This is a genomic window from Pseudomonas wayambapalatensis, assembly GCF_049942315.1.
GTDB lineage: Bacteria > Pseudomonadota > Gammaproteobacteria > Pseudomonadales > Pseudomonadaceae > Aquipseudomonas > Aquipseudomonas wayambapalatensis.
In genome coordinates, this window is record NZ_JBNFMU010000155.1 from 1 (window position 1) to 23505 (window position 23505).

Consider the following 23505-nt stretch of genomic DNA (forward strand, 5'->3'; position numbering starts at 1 on the left):
GGCATTCGGTAACAGGATGCGCTGTTTGCGGGCGTTACCGGGTAACTGTTTTGCAGGGTTTTTGGGGGCCCTATCGCGGGACGAGCCCACTCCCACAGATTCAGCGCTGTCCTGGACCTGTAGGAGCGGGCTCGTCCCGCGATAGGGCCCTCAAAAACCCTGCAAAACAGTTACCCGGTAACGCCCGCAAACAGCGCATCCTGTTACCGAATGCCCCAAGGTGGCGCAAAGCCATTGCCGTCTGAATTCCCACCAAATCCTTCCCCTTTATTTTTCTTCCCCCCTCAAGCCCTTGAGTCACAAGGTCTGCAGCCCATCACCCGAACACCTCTAACCACCCGTTTCGACGACTTGGCAATTCAATTGCATATGCTTGTATGTACAAGTAAAGATAAGTGCGCGATAGTGGATAGGCCGTCCCATCCGCACGGTACTGAACAGCCCCGGCCCGCCGATCTCGTCGGGTTTGAATAGATCGCTCAAGGAGCACCTTTCGTGACTGACAAAAAGCCCACCACCTTCCGTGACGTCGAGATCCGCGCCCCACGTGGCACCCAGTTGAACGCCAAGAGCTGGCTGACCGAAGCCCCGCTGCGGATGCTGATGAACAACCTGGATCCTGAGGTGGCCGAAAACCCCAAGGAGCTGGTGGTGTACGGCGGCATCGGCCGTGCTGCGCGCAACTGGGAGTGCTATGACAAGATCGTCTCCACCCTCAAGGAGTTGAACGACGACGAAACCCTGCTGGTGCAGTCGGGCAAGCCGGTCGGCGTGTTCAAGACCCACAGCAACGCCCCCCGTGTACTGATCGCCAACTCCAACCTGGTGCCGCACTGGGCCAACTGGGAGCACTTCAACGAGCTGGACGCCAAGGGCCTGGCCATGTACGGCCAGATGACCGCCGGCAGCTGGATCTACATCGGTAGCCAGGGCATCGTTCAGGGCACCTACGAAACCTTCGTCGAAGCCGGTCGCCAGCACTACGGCGGCAACCTCAAGGGCCGCTGGGTGCTGACCGCAGGCCTGGGCGGCATGGGCGGTGCCCAGCCTCTGGCCGCGACCCTGGCTGGCGCTTGCTCGCTGAACATCGAATGCCAGCAGGTCAGCATCGACTTCCGCCTGCGCACCCGTTATGTCGACGAGCAGGCCACCGACCTCGATGACGCCCTGGCACGCATCGCCAAGTACACCGCCGAAGGCAAGGCGGTTTCCATCGCCCTGCATGGCAACGCTGCTGAAATCCTCCCGGAACTGGTCAAGCGTGGCGTGCGTCCGGACATGGTCACCGACCAGACCAGCGCCCACGACCCGCTCAACGGCTACCTGCCGATCGGCTGGACCTGGGAGCAGTACCGCGACCGCGCCAAGACCGACCCGGCTGCCGTGGTCAAGGCCGCCAAGCAATCGATGGCCGTGCACGTGCAAGCCATGCTCGACTTCCAGAAGGCCGGCGTGCCGACCTTCGACTACGGCAACAACATCCGCCAGATGGCCCAGGAAGAGGGCGTGAAGAATGCCTTCGACTTCCCAGGCTTCGTGCCGGCCTACATCCGTCCGCTGTTCTGCCGCGGCATCGGCCCGTTCCGCTGGGCAGCCCTGTCGGGCGACCCGCAGGACATCTACAAGACCGACGCCAAGGTCAAGGAACTGATCCCGGACGACGAGCACCTGCACCGCTGGCTGAACATGGCCCGCGAGCGCATCAGCTTCCAGGGCCTGCCGGCACGTATCTGCTGGGTTGGCCTGGGCCTGCGCGCCAAGCTGGGCCTGGCGTTCAACGAAATGGTGCGCAGCGGCGAGCTGTCCGCCCCGGTGGTGATCGGCCGCGATCACCTGGACTCCGGCTCCGTATCGAGCCCGAACCGTGAAACCGAATCCATGCAGGATGGCTCCGATGCCGTGTCCGACTGGCCGCTGCTCAACGCCCTGCTCAACACTGCAGGCGGTGCCACCTGGGTTTCCCTGCATCACGGCGGTGGCGTGGGCATGGGCTTCTCCCAGCACTCGGGTGTGGTCATCGTCTGTGACGGTACCGACGAAGCGGCAGCGCGCATTGCCCGCGTCCTGACCAACGACCCGGCCACCGGCGTGATGCGTCATGCCGATGCCGGTTACCAGATTGCGATCGATTGCGCCAAAGAGCAGGGTCTGAACCTGCCGATGATTACGGGTTGATCCGCGTCCCAGGGGCTGCTGCGCAGCCCCATCGCGGGACAAGCCCGCTCCTACTGTAGGAGCGGGCGTGCCCGCGAAGGGGCACGCAGTGGCCCCAGGTGATCCACCTTCTTTGCAAGGACTGCCGATTTCCACTTTCAAGTTTGGGAGCGTCACGCAATGAAAACCAACAAGACCTTGCTTGCTTCGCTGTTCGCCCTTGGCCTGCTCGGCAGCGCCGGTGCCACTCAGGCCGCTACCTGGTGCGAATCCGGCAAACCGGTGAAATTCGCCGGGCTGAACTGGGAAAGCGGCATGCTGCTGACCGACGTGATGCAGTTCGTTCTCGAGAAGGGCTACGACTGCAAGACCGACAGCCTGCCGGGCAACTCCATCACCATGGAGAACGCCCTGGGCACCAACGATATCCAGGTCTTCGCCGAGGAATGGGTGGGTCGCAGCGAGGTGTGGAAAAAGGCTGAGGCAGCCGGCAAGGTGGTCGGCGTCGGCGCACCGGTGGTCGGTGCGGTCGAAGGCTGGTACGTGCCGCGCTACGTGATCGAGGGCGATGCCAAGCGCAGGCTCGAAGCCAAGGCGCCGGATCTGAAGAACGTGGCCGACCTGGCCCAGTACGCCAGTGTCTTCAAGGATCCTGAAGAACCGAGCAAAGGCCGTTTCTACAACTGCCCGGCCGGCTGGACCTGTGAGCTGGACAACACCCAGATGCTCAAGGAGTACGGCCTGGAAGACAAATTCACCAACTTCCGCCCGGGCACCGGCCCGGCGCTGGATGCTGCGGCGCTGTCGAGCTACAAGCGCGGCGAACCGATCCTCCTCTACTACTGGACGCCGACCCCGCTGATGGGCCAGATCGACCTGGTCAAGCTCGAGGAAAAGCCGGGTGTGGACAAGACCGTGTCGATCAAGGTCGGCCTGTCGAAAACCTTCCACGAACAAGCGCCGGAGCTGGTCGGCGTACTGGAGAAGGTCAATATTCCGCTCGACATTCTCAACCAGAATCTGGGGCGCATGAGCAAGGAACGCATCGAATCGCCGAAGCTGGCCAAGATCTTCCTCAAGGAACATCCTGAAGTCTGGCAGGCGTGGGTCAGTGAAGACGCTGCCAAGAAGATCAATGCGGCGCTCTGAGCGTCCTCACCTGATGAGTGGTACCTATGTTCCCTGACAACCTCACATTCTCCATCGCCGACTGGGTCAATGGCTGGGTCGATGCGCTGGTGACCAACTACGGCGATGTGTTCCGGCACATTTCCGACACCCTGCTGTGGGCCATCGTCAACCTCGAAGGCCTGCTGCGTGCGACGCCCTGGTGGCTGATGCTGGGGGTCGTCGCGGTCATCGCCTGGCACGCCACCCGCCGCATCCTGCCGACCCTGGTGATCACCGGCTTGCTGTTCCTGGTCGGCGCTGTCGGCCTGTGGGACAAGCTGATGCAGACGCTCGCGCTGATGCTGGTGGCCACGCTGATCTCGGTGCTGGTGGGCATCCCACTGGGCATCCTGTCGGCGCGCAGCAATCGCCTGCGGGCGGTACTGATGCCGCTGCTGGACATCATGCAGACCATGCCCAGCTTCGTGTACCTGATCCCGGTACTGATGCTGTTCGGCCTGGGCAAGGTGCCGGCGATCTTCGCCACGGTCATCTATGCCGCACCGCCACTGATCCGCCTGACCGACCTGGGGATTCGCCAGGTCGATGGCGAGGTGATGGAAGCGATCAACGCCTTCGGCGCCAACCGCTGGCAGCAGCTGTTCGGCGTGCAGTTGCCGCTGGCACTGCCAAGCATCATGGCCGGGATCAACCAGACCACCATGATGGCCCTGTCGATGGTGGTGATCGCCTCGATGATCGGCGCCCGCGGCCTGGGCGAGGACGTGCTGGTCGGCATCCAGACCCTCAACGTTGGCCGCGGCCTCGAAGCGGGCCTGGCCATCGTGATTCTCGCGGTGGTGATCGACCGCATTACCCAGGCCTATGGTCGGCCACGTCATGAGGTGAGCAAATGAGCACGCAGCCGATCAGCAAGATCGAAGTGAAGAACGTCTTCAAGATCTTCGGCGAGCGCGCCGGGGAAGCCCTGCAACTGATCCGCGAGGCGCGCAGCAAGGAGCAGGTGCTGTCGCAGACCGGCTGCGTGGTTGGGGTCAACGACCTGTCGCTGTCGATCGGCAGCGGCGAGATCTTCGTCATCATGGGCCTGTCCGGCTCGGGCAAGTCCACCCTGGTGCGCCACTTCAACCGCCTGATCGACCCCACCAGCGGGCAGATCCTGGTGGATGGCGAAGATATCCTGCAGTACGACATGGACGCCCTGCGCGAATTCCGCCGACGCAAGATCAGCATGGTGTTCCAGAGCTTCGGCCTGTTGCCGCACCGCAATGTGCTGGACAACGTCGCCTACGGCCTGAAGGTGCGTGGCGAGAGCAAGCAGCTGTGCCAGGAGCGTGCGCTGCAGTGGATCGAGACCGTGGGCCTGAAGGGCTACGAGAAGAAGTATCCGCACCAGCTCTCCGGCGGCATGCGCCAGCGCGTGGGCCTGGCCCGGGCGCTGGCCGCCGACACCGACATCATTCTCATGGACGAGGCTTTCAGCGCCCTCGACCCACTGATCCGCGCCGAAATGCAGGACCAGTTGCTGGAACTGCAGAAAACCCTGCACAAGACCATCGTGTTCATCACCCATGACCTGGACGAGGCGGTACGCATCGGCAACCGCATTGCCATTCTCAAGGATGGCCGCCTGATCCAGGTGGGTACGCCGCAGGAAATCCTTCACTCGCCGGCCGACGAATACGTTGACCGTTTCGTTCAGCGCCGCGCCGTCGCGGTATGAGGAGCATCATGTCGAAACCTGAAGTCGTGGTGATCGGCAACGGGCCTGTACGGTGGCAGGACATCGCCGCCGTGGCCCGCCATGGCGCGCGCCTGGAGCTGGCACCGCAGGTCTGGGCGCGTATCGACAACGCCCAGGCCATCGTCCGGCGTATCGTCGACAGCGGCGAGCGCGCCTATGGCGTGAACACCGGCCTGGGCGCCTTGTGCAATGTCTCGTTGCAGGGTGAGCAGCTCAGCGCACTGTCGCGCAACACCTTGCTCAGCCACGCCTGCGGGGTCGGCCCGGCGCTGCCGGACGAACAGACGCGGGCGATCATCTGCGCCGCCATCGTCAACTACAGCCATGGCAAGTCGGGCCTGCAGCGTTCGGTGGTCGAGGCGCTGCTGGCGTTGCTCGAACATGGCATTACCCCGCAGGTTCCGTCCCAGGGTTCGGTGGGGTATCTGACGCACATGGCCCACATCGGCGTGAGCCTGCTGGGGGTGGGCAAGGTCAGTTATCGCGGGCGCCTCGTCGAGGCCGCCGAGGCCTTGGCCGATGCCGGGCTTGCGCCTGTGCAGCTGGGGGCCAAGGACGGGCTGTGCCTGGTCAATGGCACGCCGTGCATGACCGGCCTCGCCAGCCTTGCACTGGATGACGCCAGCCGCCTGCTGCAATGGGCCGATGTGATCGGCGCCATGAGCTTCGAGGCCCTGCGCGGCCAGATCGCCGCGTTCGACGCCGAGATCATCGCCCTCAAGCCACACCCAGGCATGCAAGTGGTGGGCGAGAACCTGCGCGCGCTGCTCGATGGCAGTGAAGTGATCGCCTCGAGCAAAGGCATCCGTACCCAGGACGCCCTGAGCATCCGCTCGATCCCGCAGGTGCATGGCGCGGCGCGCGACCAACTGGCCCATGTGGTGCGTCAGGTCGAGGCCGAGCTCAACGGCGCCAACGACAACCCGCTGCTGCTCGGCACACCGGACGATTTCCGTGTGGTCTCGCAGGCCAACCCCCACGGCCAGTCGGTGGCCCTGGCTGCCGACCTGCTGGCGATCGCCATGGCCGAGATCGGCTCGATCGCCGAGCGGCGTCTGGACCGCCTGGTCAATCCGCATGTCAGTGGCTTGCCGGCGTTCCTGGTCAGCAACCCGGGCGTCAACTCGGGGATGATGATCGCCCAGTACGTCGCCGCCTCGCTGTGCGGGCAGAACCGCCAGCTGGCGCAGCCGGCGGTGCTCGACAATTTCGTCACCTCGGGGCTGCAGGAAGATCACCTGAGCATGGGCACCAATGCTGCGCTCAAGCTGCACCAGGTGTTGGAGAACTGCACGCAGATCCTCGCCATCGAGTACCTGCTGGCCGCCCAGGCATTCGAATTCCTCAAGGAACAGCGTTTCGGCGCGGGCACCGACGCGGCCTGGCGCTTGCTGCGCGAGAGCGTGCCTGCCTACCTGCAGGACCGCTGGCTGGCGCCGGACATCGCCAGCACCGCGGCCTTGCTCAAGGATCCACGGTTGCCGCAGCCGCTGCTGGCTGCGCTGCACTAAACAAAATAACAAGGAGCATGAACATGGAAGCTTTTACCCTGACCCCCGGCCAGTTGACCCTGGCCCAGTTGCGCCGCATCCACCAGGCGCCGGTGCGCCTGAGCCTCGATGCCGACGCTGGTGCCGCCATCGACGCCAGCGTTGCCTGCGTCGAGCGCATTCTGGCCGAAGACCGCACGGCCTACGGCATCAACACCGGCTTCGGCCTGCTGGCCTCGACCCGCATCGCCAGCCACGACCTGGAAAACCTCCAGCGCTCGCTGGTGCTGTCCCACGCTGCCGGGATCGGCGCGCCGCTGGACGATGCGCTGGTGCGTCTGATCATGGTGCTGAAGATCAACAGCCTCAGCCGTGGTTTCTCCGGCATCCGCCGCAAGGTCATCGATGCGCTGATCAGCCTGGTCAACGCCGAGGTCTATCCGCACATTCCGCTGAAGGGCTCGGTTGGCGCCTCTGGCGACCTCGCGCCGCTGGCGCACATGTCGCTGGTATTGCTGGGCGAGGGCAAGGCGCGTTACCAGGGACAATGGCTGAATGCCAACGAAGCCCTCGCGGTGGCAGGCCTCGAGCCGCTGACCCTGGCTGCCAAGGAAGGCCTGGCCCTGCTCAACGGTACGCAGGCGTCCACCGCCTATGCGCTGCGTGGCCTGTTCCAGGCCGAAGACCTGTTCGCCGGGGCCATCGCCTGTGGTGCGCTCACCGTGGAAGCGGCACTGGGCTCGCGCTCGCCGTTCGATGCGCGTGTCCATGAGGTGCGCGGGCAACGTGGCCAGATCGACGCTGCCGCCTGTTACCGCGACCTGCTGGGCGACTCCAGCGAGATTTCGCAGTCGCACAAGAACTGCGGCAAGGTCCAGGACCCTTACTCGCTGCGTTGCCAGCCGCAAGTCATGGGCGCCTGCCTTACGCAACTGCGCCAGGCTGCCGAGGTGCTGGCCATCGAGTCCAACGCGGTATCCGACAACCCGCTGGTGTTCGCCGCCGAGGACGAGGTGATTTCGGGCGGCAACTTCCACGCAGAGCCTGTGGCCATGGCGGCCGACAACATCGCCCTGGCCATTGCCGAGATCGGCTCGCTGAGCGAACGCCGCATCTCGCTGATGATGGACAAGCACATGTCGCAGCTGCCGCCGTTCCTGGTGGAAAACGGCGGGGTCAACTCCGGCTTCATGATCGCCCAGGTCACCGCCGCCGCACTGGCCAGCGAGAACAAGGCCCTGTCGCACCCGCACAGCGTCGACAGCCTGCCGACCTCGGCCAACCAGGAAGACCACGTGTCGATGGCCCCGGCCGCCGGCAAACGTCTGTGGGAGATGGCCGAGAACACCCGTGGCGTGCTGGCCATCGAATGGCTGGGCGCCTGTCAGGGCCTGGACCTGCGTGAGAGCCTGAAGACCTCGGCCAAGCTGGAGCAGGCGCGCCAGACCTTGCGCCGCGAGGTGCCGCACTATGACCGTGACCGCTTCTTCGCGCCGGATATCGAGGTGGCGGTGGAGCTACTGGCCGACGGACGCCTGACCGGGTTGCTGCCCGCCGGAGTGCTGCCGAGCCTGTGATCGGTGTCGATGCCATCGCGGGCCGAGCTCGCTCCCGTAGCCGAACCTGCAGGCGCGGGCTCGTCCCGCGATGAGGCAATCAAGAACAACAATAAGGACGAACCATGCAACCAGCACAAGGACTCAAGCGCGGGCTGACCGCCCGACACATTCGATTCATGGCCTTGGGATCGGCCATCGGCACCGGCCTGTTCTACGGCTCGGCGTCGGCGATCCAGATGGCCGGGCCAGCAGTGCTGCTGGCCTACCTGATCGGCGGCGCGGCGGTGTTCATGGTCATGCGCGCCCTCGGCGAGATGGCTGTGCACAACCCCGTGGCCGGTTCTTTCGGGCAGTACGCCAGCACCTATCTCGGGCCAATGGCCGGATTCGTGCTCGGCTGGACCTATGCCTTCGAGATGATCATCGTGTGCATCGCCGACGTCACCGCGTTCGGGATCTACATGGGCTTCTGGTTTCCCGAGGTGCCGCGCTGGATCTGGGTGCTGGGCATCGTGTTCCTGATCGGCGGGCTGAACCTGTGCAACGTCAGGGTGTTCGGCGAGATGGAGTTCTGGCTGTCGCTGCTCAAGGTCGGCGCCATCGTGGCGATGATCGTGGCCGGCTTCGGCATCATGGCGTTCGGCCTGGGCCAGGCCGGTGGCGAAACCAGCGTCGGTGTCGCCAACCTGTTCGAGCATGGCGGCTTCCTGCCCAATGGTGTCGGTGGCCTGATCGCCTCGTTCGCGGTGGTGATGTTCGCCTTCGGCGGCATCGAGATCATCGGCATCACCGCCGGTGAGGCGCAGGATCCCAAGCGCGTCATCCCCAAGGCGATCAACGCCGTGCCGCTGCGCATCCTGCTGTTCTACGTGCTGACGCTGTTCGTGCTGATGTGCCTGTACCCCTGGCCACAGATCGGCACCCAGGGCAGCCCCTTCGTGCAGATCTTCAGCAACCTTGGCATCGGCTCGGCCGCTGCGGTGCTGAACGTGGTGGTGATTTCCGCGGCGGTCTCGGCGATCAACAGCGACATCTTCGGTGCGGGTCGCATGATGTATGGCCTGGCCGAACAGGGCCAGGCGCCGCGCGGGTTCGCGCAGTTGTCCCGGCACGGCGTGCCGTGGCTGACGGTGCTGGTGATGGGCGCTGCTCTGCTGCTGGGGGTGCTGCTCAACTACCTGATTCCGGAAGACGTCTTCCTGCTGATCGCCTCTATCGCCACCTTCGCCACCGTGTGGGTGTGGCTGATGATTCTGGTCACCCAGGTGGCCATGCGTCGGCGCATGAGCCGCGAGCAAGCGGCCGCGCTGGAGTTCCCGGTGCCGTTCTGGCCATGGGGTCCGGCGCTGGCGATTGTGTTCATGTTGTTCATTTTCGGTGTGCTCGGCTACTTCCCGAACACCCAGGCGGCGCTGCTGGTGGGCGTGGCGTGGGTGGTGTTCCTGGTGCTGTCCTACCTGTTGTGGTGCAAGCCGCGCTCAGGGCAGGGCCAGGTCGCCCGGGAGCAGGCCGAACTGCACCGCTGACTTGTGGAGAGCTTTATGAGAACCCTCTGGCAGCACTGCCACGCGGCCACCATGGCCAACGGCAGCTACTCGATCATCGAGGACGCGGCGATCGTCACCAATGCCGGGCTGATCGAATGGATCGGCCCCCAGGCCGAACTGCCGGGCGTCGATGCCGAACGCGTGGTCGACCTGGGCGGCGCCTGGGTCACTCCCGGCCTGATCGACTGCCACACCCACACGGTGTTCGGCGGCAACCGCAGCGGTGAGTTCGAGCAGCGCCTGCAGGGCGTCAGCTACGCCGAGATCGCCGCCCAGGGCGGTGGCATCGCCAGCACCGTGCGTGCCACTCGCGCGGCCAGTGAGGATGCACTGCTGGCCAGCGCCCGTCAGCGCGTTCAGGCGTTGCTGCGCGATGGTGTGACCACCCTGGAGATCAAGTCCGGCTACGGCCTGGACCTGGCCAACGAGCGCAAGATGCTGCGCGTTGCCCGACGCATCGCAGAAGAGCTGCCGGTAACTGTGCGCGCCACCTGCCTTGCCGCCCACGCGTTGCCGCCGGAGTACGCCGGGCGGGCCGACGACTACATCACCCATGTCTGCGACGAGATGCTCCCGGCCCTGGCCGCTGAAGGGTTGGTGGATGCGGTGGATGCCTTCTGCGAGCACCTGGCGTTCTCGCCGGCGCAGGTCGAGCGGGTGTTCATCAAGGCGCGCGAGCTGGGGTTGCCGGTCAAGCTGCACGCTGAACAATTGTCGTCGCTGCATGGCTCCACGCTCGCGGCGCGCTACCAGGCGCTGTCGGCCGATCACCTGGAATTCATGACCGAGGAAGATGCCATCGTCATGGCTCAGGCTGGCACCGTCGCCGTGCTGCTGCCGGGGGCGTTCTACTTCCTGCGCGAAACCCAGCTGCCGCCGATCGACGCTCTGCGTCGGCATGGCGTGAAGATCGCTCTGTCCAGCGACCTCAACCCCGGCACCTCGCCAGTGCTGTCGCTGCGCCTGATGCTGAACATGGGCTGCACCCTGTTCCGCATGACCCCGGAAGAAGCCTTGGCCGGTGTCACCCTGTACGCCGCCACGGCCCTGGGCCTGGGCGACAGCCATGGTTCGCTGGAGACTGGCAAGGTCGCCGACTTCGTCGCCTGGCAGATCGAACGACCTGCCGACCTGGCCTACTGGCTGGGTGGCGACCTGCCTAAGCGCGTGGTGCGCCTGGGCCATGAAATTTCCCACTGAGCGAGGCGTCATGGACAAGGTATTGAGTTTTCATCAAGGTCGCCTGCCGCTGCTGATCAGCATGCCCCACGCCGGCCTCAAGTTGACCCCGGCGGTCGAGGCCGGGCTGGTGGACGAGGCCAAAAGCCTGCCGGACACCGACTGGCATATCCCGCAGCTGTACGATTTTGCCCGTGAGCTGGGTGCCAGCGTGGTGGCGGCGCAGTACTCGCGCTTCGTCATCGACCTGAACCGACCGGACGATGACAAGCCGTTGTATGTCGGCGCCACCACGGGTCTGTACCCGGCGACGCTGTTCGAGGGCGAGCCGTTGTTCAGGGACGGCCAGGTGCCGTCGGCCGACGAGCGTGCCACCTACCTGGAGCAGATCTGGCGCCCTTACCACGGCACGATCCGCCAGGAGCTGGATCGCCTGCGCGCCGAATTCGGTTACGCGCTGCTGTGGGATGCCCACTCGATCCGTTCGGTGATCCCGCATCTGTTCGAGGGCAAGCTGCCGGACTTCAACCTCGGCACCTTCAACGGCGCGAGCTGTGACTCGGAGCTGGCCGAACGGCTGGAGAAGGTGTGTGCCCAGGCGCCAGCCTATACCCATGTGCTCAACGGGCGCTTCAAAGGCGGACACATCACCCGGCATTACGGGGATCCGACCAATCATATCCATGCAGTGCAACTGGAGCTGGCGCAGAGCACCTATATGGAAGAGGTGGAGCCGTTCGCCTACCGCGAGGATCTGGCGCGGCCCACGCAGGAGGTGCTGCAGCATCTGCTCGCCAGCGTGCTCGAGTGGAGCAAGATGCGTTACGGCAAGTGAGGCCAGCCCCAGGCCGGAACAAAGCCGGCCTGGGGACGGTGCGGTGTCGCCAACACGTCACTCGCGTTGGGGGTTGGCCTGAATGGTCAGCTCCAGAATCAGGCGGGCCTCTTTTGCGTCCTTGTCACGCTTCAAGTTGTCGAACTCCGGCGCGAGTTGCTCCAGGGTGCTGTCGGGGAACTGCTCGGGCAACTCCAGTACCTGCGCCTGGTACTGCTGTTCGATTGCATCGAAGCGCGCCTGGTTGGTGTGGCGCAGGTAGCGAATCCATTCTTGGTTGCTGGTGGCGTAGTTCAGGAACGATTCGCCCTGTTCTTCGCGGTGCACCTGGTCCACGGCCAACGCCAGTTCGTTACGGCTGACGTCGGCAGATGCCTGATACAGCATGTTGTCGTCCGGTACGCCAAGCTTGAGTTCTTCGTTCAACCCACGTCGATAGGCCAGGCGCACCTCTGCCTCGTCGCGTCCCCTGGCCTTGTCCCGGGCGATCTCGTCCAGGCGGTGCAGGCGGTACAGGCGACGCAGCTCACGGTAGAGCGTGTGCTCCGAGTCTGCCGGCTCGGTCAGCAGGCGCCGGCCGTCGATCAGCAGTTCGATGTTCTGGAACACCAGCAGCGCGCCGTCATGGCAGGTCTGGCTGCCGGTGTCGGGCTGTACCAGGGCCTCCTCGGCCACGGCGTTGAACAGCAGTCGCTCCTCGGTAATGACTGAGGCCTTGACCAGCATCAGGCGCACGCGCTCGCAGAACGATTGGCGGGTCTGCCCGTTGCGATAGGGGGCGGCCTGGCGCAACCGGCCGACCAGCGCCAGCAGGTTGGCGGCCTCACCGCCTTCTTCGAGGGTATCCCAGGCGCTTTTCAGGGCTTCGTTCTGCGCCTCTGTGCCGAGCAACCAGTCGTCGATGTTGGGCAGATCGTTATCGACCGAAAGCATCGGGTTGTGCAGGTGCCCGCCAGCCATTTCATCATCTGAGGAGGTGAGCAGGAGCAGGTCGTCGGGCATGTCCATGGCGAAGGTGTAGCTGTGCTGGCTGTCCGACGAGGTGCGCGCGCGCATCATGGTGTCCATGCTCAGCGGGTTACCGAACAAGGCGATCGATGAGATCGGGAAGTCGTTGTTGATGTTGCTGAGAATGTGTTCGGGAAGTGCAGTGAGCTGATTTTCACTGAGATCCAGCATGTCCATCGGCAGCAGGCTGTCGACCCAGGTCGGCCAGTGCTGCAGGCCCATGTTGTTCAGGTCGAGGCGGCGCAGGTTGCGCAGCCCTTCGGGCACTTGGGTGATGCTACCCATGCGGTTGCCGCCCAGGTCCAACAGCGTCAGGTTGCTCAAGTGGGCGAGGGTTGCAAGCAGGTTGTCGTTCACCTCCAGGCCCATGTCACGTATCGAGAGGTAGGTCAGGTTTGGCAGGCGCAACAGTGCCGTGGGCAGGGTCTGGGTGGCGCCGATGTACTCCACCAGGTTCAGGCTCTCGACGTTCGGCAGCCGGGCGAAGAACGTGTTCAACTGCTCCGTGGTTCCGCTGGCTCGGGATATGGACAGGTTGCGCACCCGCTCGTTGAAGAAAGCCGGCAACTGTGGCGGGAAATGCCCCAGGTCCATGTCTTCCAAGCGCAAGGTCGTCTGGGTCAGGCCTTGTTCCTGGCTTTGCCAGAAGGTGCTCAACGCGGAGCCGATACGGCGGCGGGCAAGCGTCGCGGCTTGGCTTAGCGGTGCGCTCGAACTGGAGGCGTTGGCCCACTGGTCGATGGCCTCGTGCAGCGCCTGGCGTTGCTGGATGTGTTGGTCCAGGCGGGTGCGCAGGCTGGGAGAGATATCGACCGTGATGTTGGGCGTCGATGTGTCCTGGGCCAGCAGCAGGCGCAGCAATTGGTCATCGCTGATGCGGTTGCCTTCCAGTGAGATGACGGTGCGTGGGCGTGCGTCGACGTGGCTGCCGAACAGCATGCCAGGCAGTACCCGCAGGTTGTTGTCGCGTAGCGACAGTTCGCCGATGTTCGCCAGTGACCCCAGGCTCAGACCCTGCGGCCATTGGTCGAGGGTCATACGGTCGAGGCCAAGGTAGTCCAGCGTGAGCTCGCGAAAATCCGGGCGGTAGCGTTCTGAAAGGCGGTTGCCGCCGAGGTCCAGGCGACGCAGACGGCGCAGACCGGCGAGGCTGTTGATGTCGCTTTCGGACAGTTGCAGGTTCTGGTTCAGCAGGCTGAGCGATTCGAGCTCGGGGAAGTGCGTGGCCATCAAGCCGACGCTGAAGAGTAATTGGGAGGGGGCCGCGGTTTCCGAGTAGGGGCGGCTGATTTCGAGTGAGCGCAAGCCTGGCAACTGTTGGAACAGGTTGTTCAGGTGCCGTTCGTATACTGCCCAACCCACGCTATTGCCGAATGACGGCTCGGTCAGTTGCAGGTGCGTGATCGTTGCGCTGAGGAAGTCGGGCAGGCCTGTGGGGAAGCTGCTGAGGTCGATGCGCTCCAGGTGCAGTGGGGCTTGGGTGTCGCCGAGGCTGGGCAATGCGTTGCGGTGCCAATGATTCATGAAGCGTGCCTGAAGCTCGGAGAACGCATGGGGCGCAGTGAGGGTGTCGGGGTGGACCGCCGTGCGCCAATCGTCCAGCCAGCGCTGCAGGGTGGTGCGTTGTTCTTGCAACTGGCGCAGGCGGTTATGGATGTCCGAGCGGTTCATGCCGCTGGTTTCAAGGCGGGTCAGGATCTGTTCGGCCGAGTGGGAGAGGTGTTCCGGCAGTTCGAGGGTGCGGATGATGCGCAGCAGGGTATGGCGTGTGAAATGCCCCCCGGCCGCACCTTGGCCGCCCAGCGGGTAGCCGATGCGTCCGTCGGCCAGGCGCATCGGTGAGCGGTAGCCCAAGTTCAGCGGTTGCATGCCCAGCAGGCGTCTGAGTGCAGGGCGCGGCAGGGGGGTGGCCTGGATCAGGCGTTTCAGGGCAAGGGCTTGTTCGGCATCGTTGCCCGTCAGTGTTTTGCGCAGTGCGGCGGGTATCACTTCGAGCAGCGCGCTGTACAACGAGGCGTGTGTGGACAAGTCGGTACCCGTGGCGGCGCTCGATTGCGCAAGGTAGCCCGCGGCGGTGCTGACCACGGTCTGGCCCTGCGTGTCGGCTGCACCGATCTCGAAGCTGCCGCCAGGCAGCTGCTCCAGGGTCATGCGGGTGCCGGCTGGCCAGTCGGACAACCGCTCCAGCGTGTACAGCGCCAGCCGCTCGCTATCGGCGTTGCGCACCGAGTCCAGGTACAGCCCCTCGTAGGCCCGCGCCAGGCGCACCTGCTGCTGATAGATGCGTATTTCCTGGGCCAGGCGGTAGGGCACCTTGGCCTGTGCCAGGGTTTGCAGTTCCTCGGGCGTGGCGTGGCGCAGCAGTTCCTCGACGATGACACCCGGTAGTTGCGGGTAGCGCTGGCGGATGACCTCTGCGGACGGCATCGCTGTGCTCGACAAGGCGCTGTAGCGCTTGGCGAATTCGGCCTGGGCCTTGTGTGGCTCGGCGTAGGCGGGCGCCTGGCTGATCTGCTGGTCCAGCTTGAAGCGCATCAGGGTGTCTTCCAGCAGTGCGGGAAGCCGTTGATTCTCGGTGACGATCCGGCGCAGTACGTCTTCCCGGGTGTCGCTGATCTCCAGAATGCGGCTGATGGTTGCATCGTCGAACGCCGTGGCCAGCGGGCTGGCGCGACGCATGAGGGCGGGTGCCTGCCAGGTCAACGGTTGGTCCAGTTCGTGCTGCCAGGCACCGGCACCATTGTGACGCAGGCTGGGCTGGTAGCTCTGCGGGTTATGCGGGTGTTCGAGTCGATACTCACCGGTATGCGCCGCCTGGGTCAGCGAATAGTGGGTGCCGTCCAGCGCCAGCCAGGTCTTGCCTTGGTGGTGGTAAAGGCCGAATTCATCGGGCTGCAGGTCGGCGGGCAACAGGATGTCGTGCGCGAACGGTCGCAGGTCGGGCGCCCACAGGCGGGTCTGGCCATTGGGCAGTTCGATAGGGGTGAGCTCTTCTATGAACGAGGGCGTTTCCACCGCAACGCGCTCGAGCGCCGGTATCTCGCCTGTGCCGCCGGCGGCCCCCAAGGCGGCGGTGAGCGCCACGTTCTCGACCACGTCCATCAGATACTCGAATGCCTGTTGCTGGTCGCCGTTGGCCCAGCTGTCGAGACCCTCGAAAATCTCATAGCTCAGTTGGATCGCGGCCACACCCATCATCACTTGGCCCAACACGGGTACGAAGAAGCCGCTGATGTTGAGGGCGTTGAAGGCCAACTGGGTGAAGTAGGCTCGACGCTTTGTGGCGGTCTTTTCGTCTTCGACGGCGGTGGGCACCGCGTGGAATGCCGCGTCGTCCTTGAGTCGCTGTTGCTTCTGCTCGACCAGATGCGTGAGCAGCGGCTTGCGAAAAGGCTTCAGGGTTACGGGTACCCAGGCTTCGGGGTCGCGTACCCGCTCGACCTGGCGTTCTTGGCCGTTGGGGGTAGGTTTCAACGTGCTCCAGTCGATGGGCCGCAGACAGTCGATCAGCTTTTCGACGAAGGTGGCGCTGTCACGCGCCGACACTGCGCGCTTGAGCTGGCTGTCCGGCATTTTCCCCAATTGCTCGCGCAAGTGGGCCTGCGCCTCGTGCACCGAGTGGTGCTGTTTCAAGGGTATGGCGCTGCCGGGAAGGTAGGTGACAAGGAGGCCTTTGTACGGCAACAGCAGCGGATCGTAGATCAGCAGTTGTTCGGGGGAGGGGACTGCGCCGATGACCATGGCTCCGGTCAATGGCACCCCGAACAGCGCCAGTGCGGCGCAACGCACCGGGCTGCCCTGGTACTCGGCCGACGTGTCCTCGACGAGGCTGAGCAGTATCGAATGCAGCTCGGCGTCGATCGCTTGGCTGAGGCGGGCTTTGTGCACTTCCACGCGCAAGGCCGCCTGTTCGGTAGCGCGCAGCGCTGGCGCTGCGGTGTTCAACAGGTCGGCGATCAGCGTCTGGTACTGGCCGCCGATATCCAGTTCACGGCTCAGGGCTGCGAACTCATGGGGCGCGATGGCTAGTTGCTTTCCGACAGGAGTGAGGAACCTGAAGACGTTGCTGTCGACTACGGCCGCGCTGAGCGATTGTCCATCCAGCCCATTGGGCTGGGCTTCGGCCTCCTCGAAGTTCTGCAGCGCGCAGTGCAACAGCGATTGAGTGGCCAGCTTCAGCGCGCGCTGCCCGTCGACGACGGGGTCGCCTTCCAGTTGCGCCTTGTAGGCTTCGGCCTTGCTGGCATTGATCAGGTAGTGGGTGGCCACGTCGAGGGATAGCCTGAACCGCGTGTGAATCGCCTGTTGCAACTGCTGGGTGGCGAACGCAGTCAGCGCCGGGAGCGCGCTCATTTGTGCATCGAGCTTTGCACTTTGGGCCTGGTAGTCGGCATAGGCTTGGGCGAGGTCATGGGTCGTGGCGTTGGCCTGCGCGAACCAGGCCGGCGGAGTTTTGAGGGTTTTGCGCATGACGGCGTGCATGCGGGCGGGGGTCGTGCGCATCCACGACGGCATCTTGTGCTCGATCAGGGCGTGGGGCGTGAGGGGGGCTGGCTTGTTCATGGCGGTGTCTCATGGGAAAACACCGATGCTAGTGAGCCACGCAGGCCAGGCTGACATAACAGTTTATGGGGGCCTTGAGACAATGATCGGGCATGCCCATCACACGGGTACATGCTCAAAGCGCAATTCAGGTTTATGATGGCCCTCGGCCGAACAATCCCCACACGGAGTGCGCAATGCAGACCCTCTACCCGCAGATCAAACCCTACGCCCGGCACGATCTGGCCGTGGAAGCGCCGCACGTGTTGTACGTCGATGAAAGTGGTTCGCCTGAAGGTTTGCCGGTGGTGTTCATCCACGGAGGTCCGGGCTCGGGCTGCGACGCCCAGAGCCGTTGCTACTTCGACCCCAACCTCTACCGCATCATCACCTTCGACCAGCGCGGCTGTGGGCGCTCCACGCCGCACGCGAGCCTGGAGAACAACACCACCTGGCACCTGATCGAAGACCTGGAGCGCATCCGCGAGCACCTGGGCATCGACAAATGGGTGCTGTTCGGTGGCTCCTGGGGCTCGACGCTGGCGCTGGCCTACGCCCAGACTCACCCCGAGCGCGTGCATGGCCTGATCCTGCGTGGGATTTTCCTGTGTCGCCCCCAGGAAATCGAATGGTTCTATCAGGCGGGCGCCAGCCGTCTGTTCCCTGACTACTGGCAGGACTACATCGCGCCGATCCCGGCGGATGAGCGCGGTGACCTGGTCAAGGCCTTCCACAAGCGCCTGACCGGCCACGACCAGATCGCCCAGATGCAGGCCGCCAAGGCCTGGTCGACCTGGGAAGGCCGCACCGCCACGCTGCGTCCCAACCCGCTGGTGGTCGATCGTTTCTCCGAGCCTCAGCGCGCGCTGTCGATCGCCCGCATCGAATGCCACTACTTCATGAACAATGGCTTCCTCGAGCCGGACCAGTTGATCCGCGACTTGCCGAAGATCGCCCACCTGCCGGCGGTGATCGTGCATGGCCGCTACGACGTGATCTGCCCGCTGGACAACGCCTGGGAGCTGCACCAGGCCTGGCCGAACAGTGAACTCAAGGTGATCCGCGATGCCGGTCACGCCGCGTCCGAGCCGGGCATCACCGATGCCCTGGTACGCGCCGCGGACCAGATGGCCCGTCGCCTGCTCGACCTGCCCCTGGAAGAAGCATGAAGGGCCTGCTGCAGCGTGTACGCGCAGCTCGGGTCGAAGTCGAGGGCGAGATCGTCGGCGCGGTAGACCAGGGTTTGCTGGTGCTGGTGGCAGTCGAGCCTGAAGATACCCGCGAACATGCCGATAAGCTTTTGCACAAGCTGCTGAACTACCGGGTGTTCAGTGACCCGCAGGGCAAGATGAACCTGTCGCTCAAGGATATCGGCGGCGGGCTGCTGCTGGTCTCGCAGTTCACCCTGGCCGCCGACACTCGTAGTGGCATGCGGCCAGGTTTTTCGACGGCGGCACCGCCTGCTCTGGGGGCCGAGCTTTTCGACTATCTTTTGCAGCAGGCTAAGCTTCAGCACTCGAACGTCGAGAGTGGCCGTTTTGGTGCAGACATGCAGGTTCACCTGATCAATGATGGCCCCGTAACATTTATGTTACAAATATGAGCCGCAAAAACCCCTTGTTTGTAGGAAAACAAGGGGTTTTGTACGATAAATAGTTTGTCCAGCCTGATGCGTTGTAACGCAGCCTGCTGGATAATCGCGCGCTGCGTGAGCCTGCGTTCGCAGGTTCGTTTCACTCTGACTCGAGCATTGTCTGGATCCGTTTGGGGAATCATTGCGCCCTTGCGGGGTCCGAACAGTGCTCGCCAACCCGGCATTGGTCGCTGGCCGTTGGTTTCATGATCTGTTTACGGCGAGGGTTGCTCGTGATTGTAAGTCCCTGTAATGCACCAAGAATCCCCGGCAATCGGCTGCGCACGGCCTTGTTGGCAGGCGCAGCGCTGGTTGGCCTGATGAGCGCAGGCCAGCTGTGGGCATTCAATCTTGACGATGTTGCAGCCAAGGCAAAGGATCTGGCCGGCCAGAAGTACGAAGCACCGAAGAGCAACCTGCCTCCGGTGTTCCGCGACATGAAGTACGCGGACTATCAGAAAATCCGCTTCATCCAGGAAAAGGCCGAATGGGCGAATGACAAGACCCCGTTCAAGCTTTCCTTCTACCATCAGGGCATGCACTTCGACACGCCGGTGACCATCAACGAGATCACCGCCAAGAAGGTCGAAGAGATCAAGTACGACCCGAGCCGCTTCGAGTTCGGCGACGTACCGCATGACGCCGATGCCACCAAGAACCTCGGCTACGCCGGTTTCCGCGTGCTCTACCCGATCAACAAGCCTGACAAGCAGGATGAGATCATGACCCTGCTGGGCGCCAGCTACTTCCGCGTGGTCGGCAAGGGGCACGCCTATGGCCTGTCTGCCCGTGGCCTGGCCATCGACACTGCGCTGCCGTCGGGCGAAGAGTTCCCGCGCTTTCGCGAGTTCTGGATCGAGAAGCCCAAGCCTGCCGACAAGCACCTGGTGATCTACGCGCTGCTCGATTCGCCGCGCTCCACCGGCGCCTACAAGCTGACCGTGCGTCCGGGCGACGACACCATCGTCGACGTCAAGTCCAAGGTGTTCCTGCGTGACCACGTCAGCCGCCTGGGCATTGCCCCGCTGACCAGCATGTTCCTGTTCGGCCCGAACCAGCCGTCGAAGGTACAGAACTACCGTCCGGCGCTGCACGATTCCGAAGGCCTGTCGATCCACGCCGGCAACGGCGAATGGCTGTGGCGTCCGCTGAACAACCCGAAACACCTGGCCGTGAGCAACTTCAGCGTCGAGAACCCGCGTGGTTTCGGCCTGATGCAGCGCCAGCGTGCCTTCAGCGACTTCGAAGACCTCGACGACAACTACCAGAAGCGTCCAAGCACCTGGATCGAGCCCAAGGGCGACTGGGGCAAGGGCACCGTCGACCTGGTCGAGATTCCGACCGCCGACGAGACCAACGACAACATCGTTGCTTTCTGGAGCCCGGAAACCCTGCCTGAGCCAGGCAAGCCGTTCGAGTACAACTATCGCCTGCACTGGACCATCAGTGAGCCCAAGTTCCAGGCCCAGGACCTTGGCTGGGTCAAGCAGACCCTGCGTTCGACCGGTGACGTCAAGCAAGCCAACCTGATCCGTCAGGCCGATGGCAGCGTGGCCTTCCTGGTCGACTTCGACGGCCCGGTCCTTGCCGCCCTGCCGGCCGACACTGCCGTGCGCAGCCAGGTCAGCGTTGGCGACAACGCCGAGGTGGTCGAGAACAATCTGCGCTATAACCCAGAGATCAAGGGCTGGCGTCTGACCCTGCGGTTGAAGGTCAAGGATCCGAAGAAGTCCACCGAGATGCGTGCCGCGCTGGTACGCGATGTTCCGGTCGAGGCACCGAAGGAAACCAAACCTGCCGAAACCCAGCAGGACAAGGCGGCCGCCAAGCACGCCAAGGCTCAGCATGCCAAGGCCGAGAAAGCCGAGAAGCCGGCCGAGCAACCAGCCGCCGACGCGGCGTCCACCAACGGGGCCCCGGCCACCACCGAGAAGGTGCTGACCGAAACCTGGAGCTATCAGTTGCCTGCCGATGAGTAACTCAAACGCAAGGCCGGAATCGCTTGGCGAGTACCTGGCCCACCTTCCTCTGAGCGACGAGCAGCGAGCGGAACTCGCCAGCTGCTCTTCCTTCAGCGAGCTGCACCAACGCCTGGCGGCTGATCCGGCCGCCAGCGCCACCGAGGCCGTCCAGGCTTCGGTGGGTTCCCGTCTGACCGTCGGCAGCGCCGCCGAGCTCGAAGAGGCCGAGATGCTCGGCGTCGACGGCGGTGGCCGCCTGTGCCTGAAGATCGCCCCGCCGATCAAGCGCACCAAGGTCCTGCCCGAGCCCTGGCGCACCAATATCCTGGTGCGCATGTGGCGGCGCATGACCGGCCGCACCAACGCCCCGCAACCGCCCAAGCGCGAGCTGCCGCCGGCACGCTGGCGCCGGGTCGGCTCGTTGCGCCGCTACATCCTGCTGGCGCTGATGATCGGCCAGACCATCGTCGCCGGCTGGTATATGAAGGGCATCCTGCCGTACCAGGGCTGGTCGTTCGTCGACCTGGAAGAAGTGGTCAACCAGCCGATCTGGGATACCGTCGTGCAGGTCTGGCCCTATGCCTTGCAGACCTCCATCCTGATCCTCTTCGGCATCCTGTTCTGCTGGGTGTCGGCGGGCTTCTGGACCGCGCTGATGGGCTTCCTCGAGTTGCTCACCGGCCGTGACAAATACAAGATTTCCGGCAGCAGTGCGGGCAACGAGCCGATCCCGGCCGATGCCCGCACCGCGATCGTCATGCCGATCTGCAACGAGGACGTGCCACGGGTCTTCGCCGGCCTGCGCGCGACCTTCGAGTCGGTGGCCGCCACCGGCAACCTGGACCGCTTCGACTTCTTCGTGCTCAGTGACACCAACGACACCGACATCGCCGTTGCCGAGCAGCAGGCGTGGCTGGAGGTGTGCCGTGAGGCGAAAGGTTTCGGCCGTATCTTCTATCGCCGCCGCCGCCGCCGTGTGAAGCGCAAGAGCGGTAACCTCGACGACTTCTGCCGTCGCTGGGGGGGCGAGTACAAGTACATGGTCGTCCTCGACGCCGACAGCGTGATGAGCGGCGAGTGCCTGAGCAGCCTGGTGCGCCTGATGGAGGCCAACCCGGACGCCGGCATCATCCAGACCGGGCCGAAGGCTTCGGGCATGGACACCCTCTATGCGCGCATGCAGCAGTTCGCCACCCGCGTGTACGGCCCGCTGTTCACCGCTGGCCTGCACTTCTGGCAGTTGGGCGAGTCGCATTACTGGGGGCACAACGCGATCATCCGCATGAAGCCCTTCATCGAGCATTGCGCCCTGGCGCCGCTGCCGGGCAAGGGTGCCTTCGCCGGCGCGATCCTGTCCCACGACTTCGTCGAAGCCGCGCTGATGCGCCGTGCCGGCTGGGGCGTGTGGATCGCCTATGACCTGCCGGGCAGCTATGAAGAGCTGCCGCCGAACCTGCTCGACGAGCTCAAGCGCGACCGGCGCTGGTGCCACGGCAACCTGATGAACTTCCGCCTGTTCCTGGTCAAGGGCATGCACCCGGTGCACCGCGCGGTGTTCCTCACCGGGGTGATGTCGTACCTGTCGGCGCCGCTGTGGTTCCTGTTCCTGGTGCTGTCGACGGCGCTGCTGGCAACCAACACGCTGATGGAGCCGCAGTACTTCATCGAGCCGTTCCAGCTCTATCCGCTGTGGCCGCAGTGGCACCCGGAAAAAGCCATCGCGCTGTTCTCCACCACCATCGTGCTGCTGTTCCTGCCCAAGCTGCTGAGCATCATCCTGATCTGGGCCAAGGGCGCGACCGAGTTCGGCGGGCGGATCAAGGTGACCCTGTCGATGCTGATGGAGATGCTTTTCTCCATGTTGCTGGCGCCGGTGCGGATGATCTTCCACACCCGCTTCGTGCTGGCTGCGTTCCTCGGCTGGGCAGCGACCTGGAATTCGCCGCAGCGTGACGACGACTCCACGCCATGGAGCGAAGCGGTACGCCGCCATGGCCCGCAGACCCTGCTGGGTATTGCCTGGGCTGCGCTGGTGGCTTGGCTGAACCCGAGCTTCCTGTGGTGGCTGGCGCCTATCGTCGGTTCGCTGGTGTTGTCGATCCCGGTTTCGGTGATCTCCAGCCGAGTACGCCTGGGCCTGGCGGCCAAGGATGAGCGCTTGTTCCTGATTCCCGAGGAATACGCCACGCCGCACGAGCTGCTGGCAACCGACCAGTACACCCACGAGAACCGCTGGCACGCCCTGCACGATGGCTTCGTTCGCGCCGTGGTCGATCCGCGTCAGAACGCCCTGGCCTGCGCCATGGGTACGGCCCGTCACGGCCAGTCCGATGCGATCGAGTCGCTGCGTGCCGAGCGTATCGCCAAGGCGCTGGAAGCCGGTCCCAAGGGGATCGACGGCAATACTCGCCTGGCCCTGCTGAGCGACCCGGTGGCGCTGTCGCGCCTGCACGAGCGGGTGTGGGCCGAGCAGAACGAGGCGTGGATCAATGTGTGGCGCAACTCCATCGCCAACGATCCGCACTCGCCGCTGCTGCCGCTGCATCCTGAAGGTGAAGGCCAGCCGGCACTCGTCGGCGCCTGATCCATCGCATTCGCGGGCAAGGGGGAGAGGGGGGTCGCCAAGGTGAAATGCCCCCAAAAACTTTTTCCCCCCCATGAGTTTTTTGCCACAAAAGCCCCCCCCAGTCTTGATTACCGGGGACGCAGTTGTTGGGATCCT

Annotated in this window: 14 protein-coding genes; 13 read left to right on the forward strand and 1 reads right to left on the reverse strand. The window is 64.3% G+C overall.

The genetic code is table 11. The annotated features are described in order from the left end of the window. Positions 1-495: 495 nt before the first annotated feature. The 9 genes from hutU (at position 496) to hutG (ending at position 11639) form a co-directional block, all read left to right on the forward strand. Positions 496-2175: a urocanate hydratase gene (gene hutU / locus ACPZMI_RS09730; protein ID WP_426352128.1), complete on the forward strand. Its 1680-nt coding sequence runs from the start codon at positions 496-498 to the stop codon at positions 2173-2175. Positions 2176-2334: 159 nt separating this feature from the next. Further along, positions 2335-3303, forward strand: coding sequence for an ABC transporter substrate-binding protein (locus tag ACPZMI_RS09735; RefSeq protein ID WP_426352129.1), 969 nt, complete (start codon positions 2335-2337; stop codon positions 3301-3303). A gap of 26 nt (positions 3304-3329) precedes the next feature. Continuing rightward, on the forward strand, positions 3330-4181 hold the full coding sequence (locus ACPZMI_RS09740; RefSeq protein WP_186665766.1) for an ABC transporter permease: 852 nt from the start codon (positions 3330-3332) through the stop codon (positions 4179-4181). Continuing rightward, the gene (locus ACPZMI_RS09745) at positions 4178-5008 is read left to right on the forward strand and encodes a quaternary amine ABC transporter ATP-binding protein (RefSeq protein WP_186665768.1); all 831 of its coding nucleotides are present in this window, start codon (positions 4178-4180) and stop codon (positions 5006-5008) included. Before ACPZMI_RS09740 ends, ACPZMI_RS09745 begins: the two co-directional genes overlap by 4 nt. 8 nt (positions 5009-5016) lie before the next feature. After that, a complete protein-coding gene (locus tag ACPZMI_RS09750; protein ID WP_186710190.1) occupies positions 5017-6540 on the forward strand; it encodes an HAL/PAL/TAL family ammonia-lyase in 1524 nt (507 codons plus the stop codon). Positions 6541-6563: 23 nt separating this feature from the next. After that, the gene (hutH, locus tag ACPZMI_RS09755; RefSeq protein WP_426352130.1) at positions 6564-8096 is read left to right on the forward strand and encodes a histidine ammonia-lyase; all 1533 of its coding nucleotides are present in this window, start codon (positions 6564-6566) and stop codon (positions 8094-8096) included. A 104-nt stretch (positions 8097-8200) separates the two neighbouring features. Continuing rightward, the gene (locus ACPZMI_RS09760) at positions 8201-9604 is read left to right on the forward strand and encodes an amino acid permease (protein ID WP_186665773.1); all 1404 of its coding nucleotides are present in this window, start codon (positions 8201-8203) and stop codon (positions 9602-9604) included. 15 nt (positions 9605-9619) lie between these two features. Next, positions 9620-10825, forward strand: coding sequence for an imidazolonepropionase (hutI, locus tag ACPZMI_RS09765; protein ID WP_426352131.1), 1206 nt, complete (start codon positions 9620-9622; stop codon positions 10823-10825). Positions 10826-10835: 10 nt separating this feature from the next. Next, entirely contained in the window at positions 10836-11639 is an 804-nt protein-coding gene (gene hutG / locus ACPZMI_RS09770) for an N-formylglutamate deformylase (RefSeq protein WP_186710210.1), read from the forward strand. A 57-nt stretch (positions 11640-11696) separates the two neighbouring features. Here hutG and ACPZMI_RS09775 read toward each other — a convergent pair whose 3' ends face one another. Continuing rightward, entirely contained in the window at positions 11697-17210 is a 5514-nt protein-coding gene (locus tag ACPZMI_RS09775) for a dermonecrotic toxin domain-containing protein (protein ID WP_426352132.1), read from the reverse strand. Between the two features lie 176 nt (positions 17211-17386). Here ACPZMI_RS09775 and pip point away from each other — a divergent pair, with 176 nt between their 5' ends. The 4 genes from pip to mdoH all read left to right on the forward strand — a co-directional run bounded on the left by pip (position 17387) and on the right by mdoH (position 23367). Then, positions 17387-18358, forward strand: coding sequence for a prolyl aminopeptidase (gene pip / locus ACPZMI_RS09780; RefSeq protein WP_186665779.1), 972 nt, complete (start codon positions 17387-17389; stop codon positions 18356-18358). Then, positions 18355-18792, forward strand: coding sequence for a D-aminoacyl-tRNA deacylase (gene dtd, locus ACPZMI_RS09785; protein ID WP_288377187.1), 438 nt, complete (start codon positions 18355-18357; stop codon positions 18790-18792). Before pip ends, dtd begins: the two co-directional genes overlap by 4 nt. Positions 18793-19055: 263 nt before the next feature. Further along, positions 19056-20801: a glucan biosynthesis protein G gene (locus ACPZMI_RS09790; RefSeq protein ID WP_346655487.1), complete on the forward strand. Its 1746-nt coding sequence runs from the start codon at positions 19056-19058 to the stop codon at positions 20799-20801. Then, a complete protein-coding gene (gene mdoH, locus ACPZMI_RS09795) occupies positions 20794-23367 on the forward strand; it encodes a glucans biosynthesis glucosyltransferase MdoH (RefSeq protein ID WP_186665783.1) in 2574 nt (857 codons plus the stop codon). Before ACPZMI_RS09790 ends, mdoH begins: the two co-directional genes overlap by 8 nt. The last annotated feature ends 138 nt before the right edge of the window (positions 23368-23505 follow it).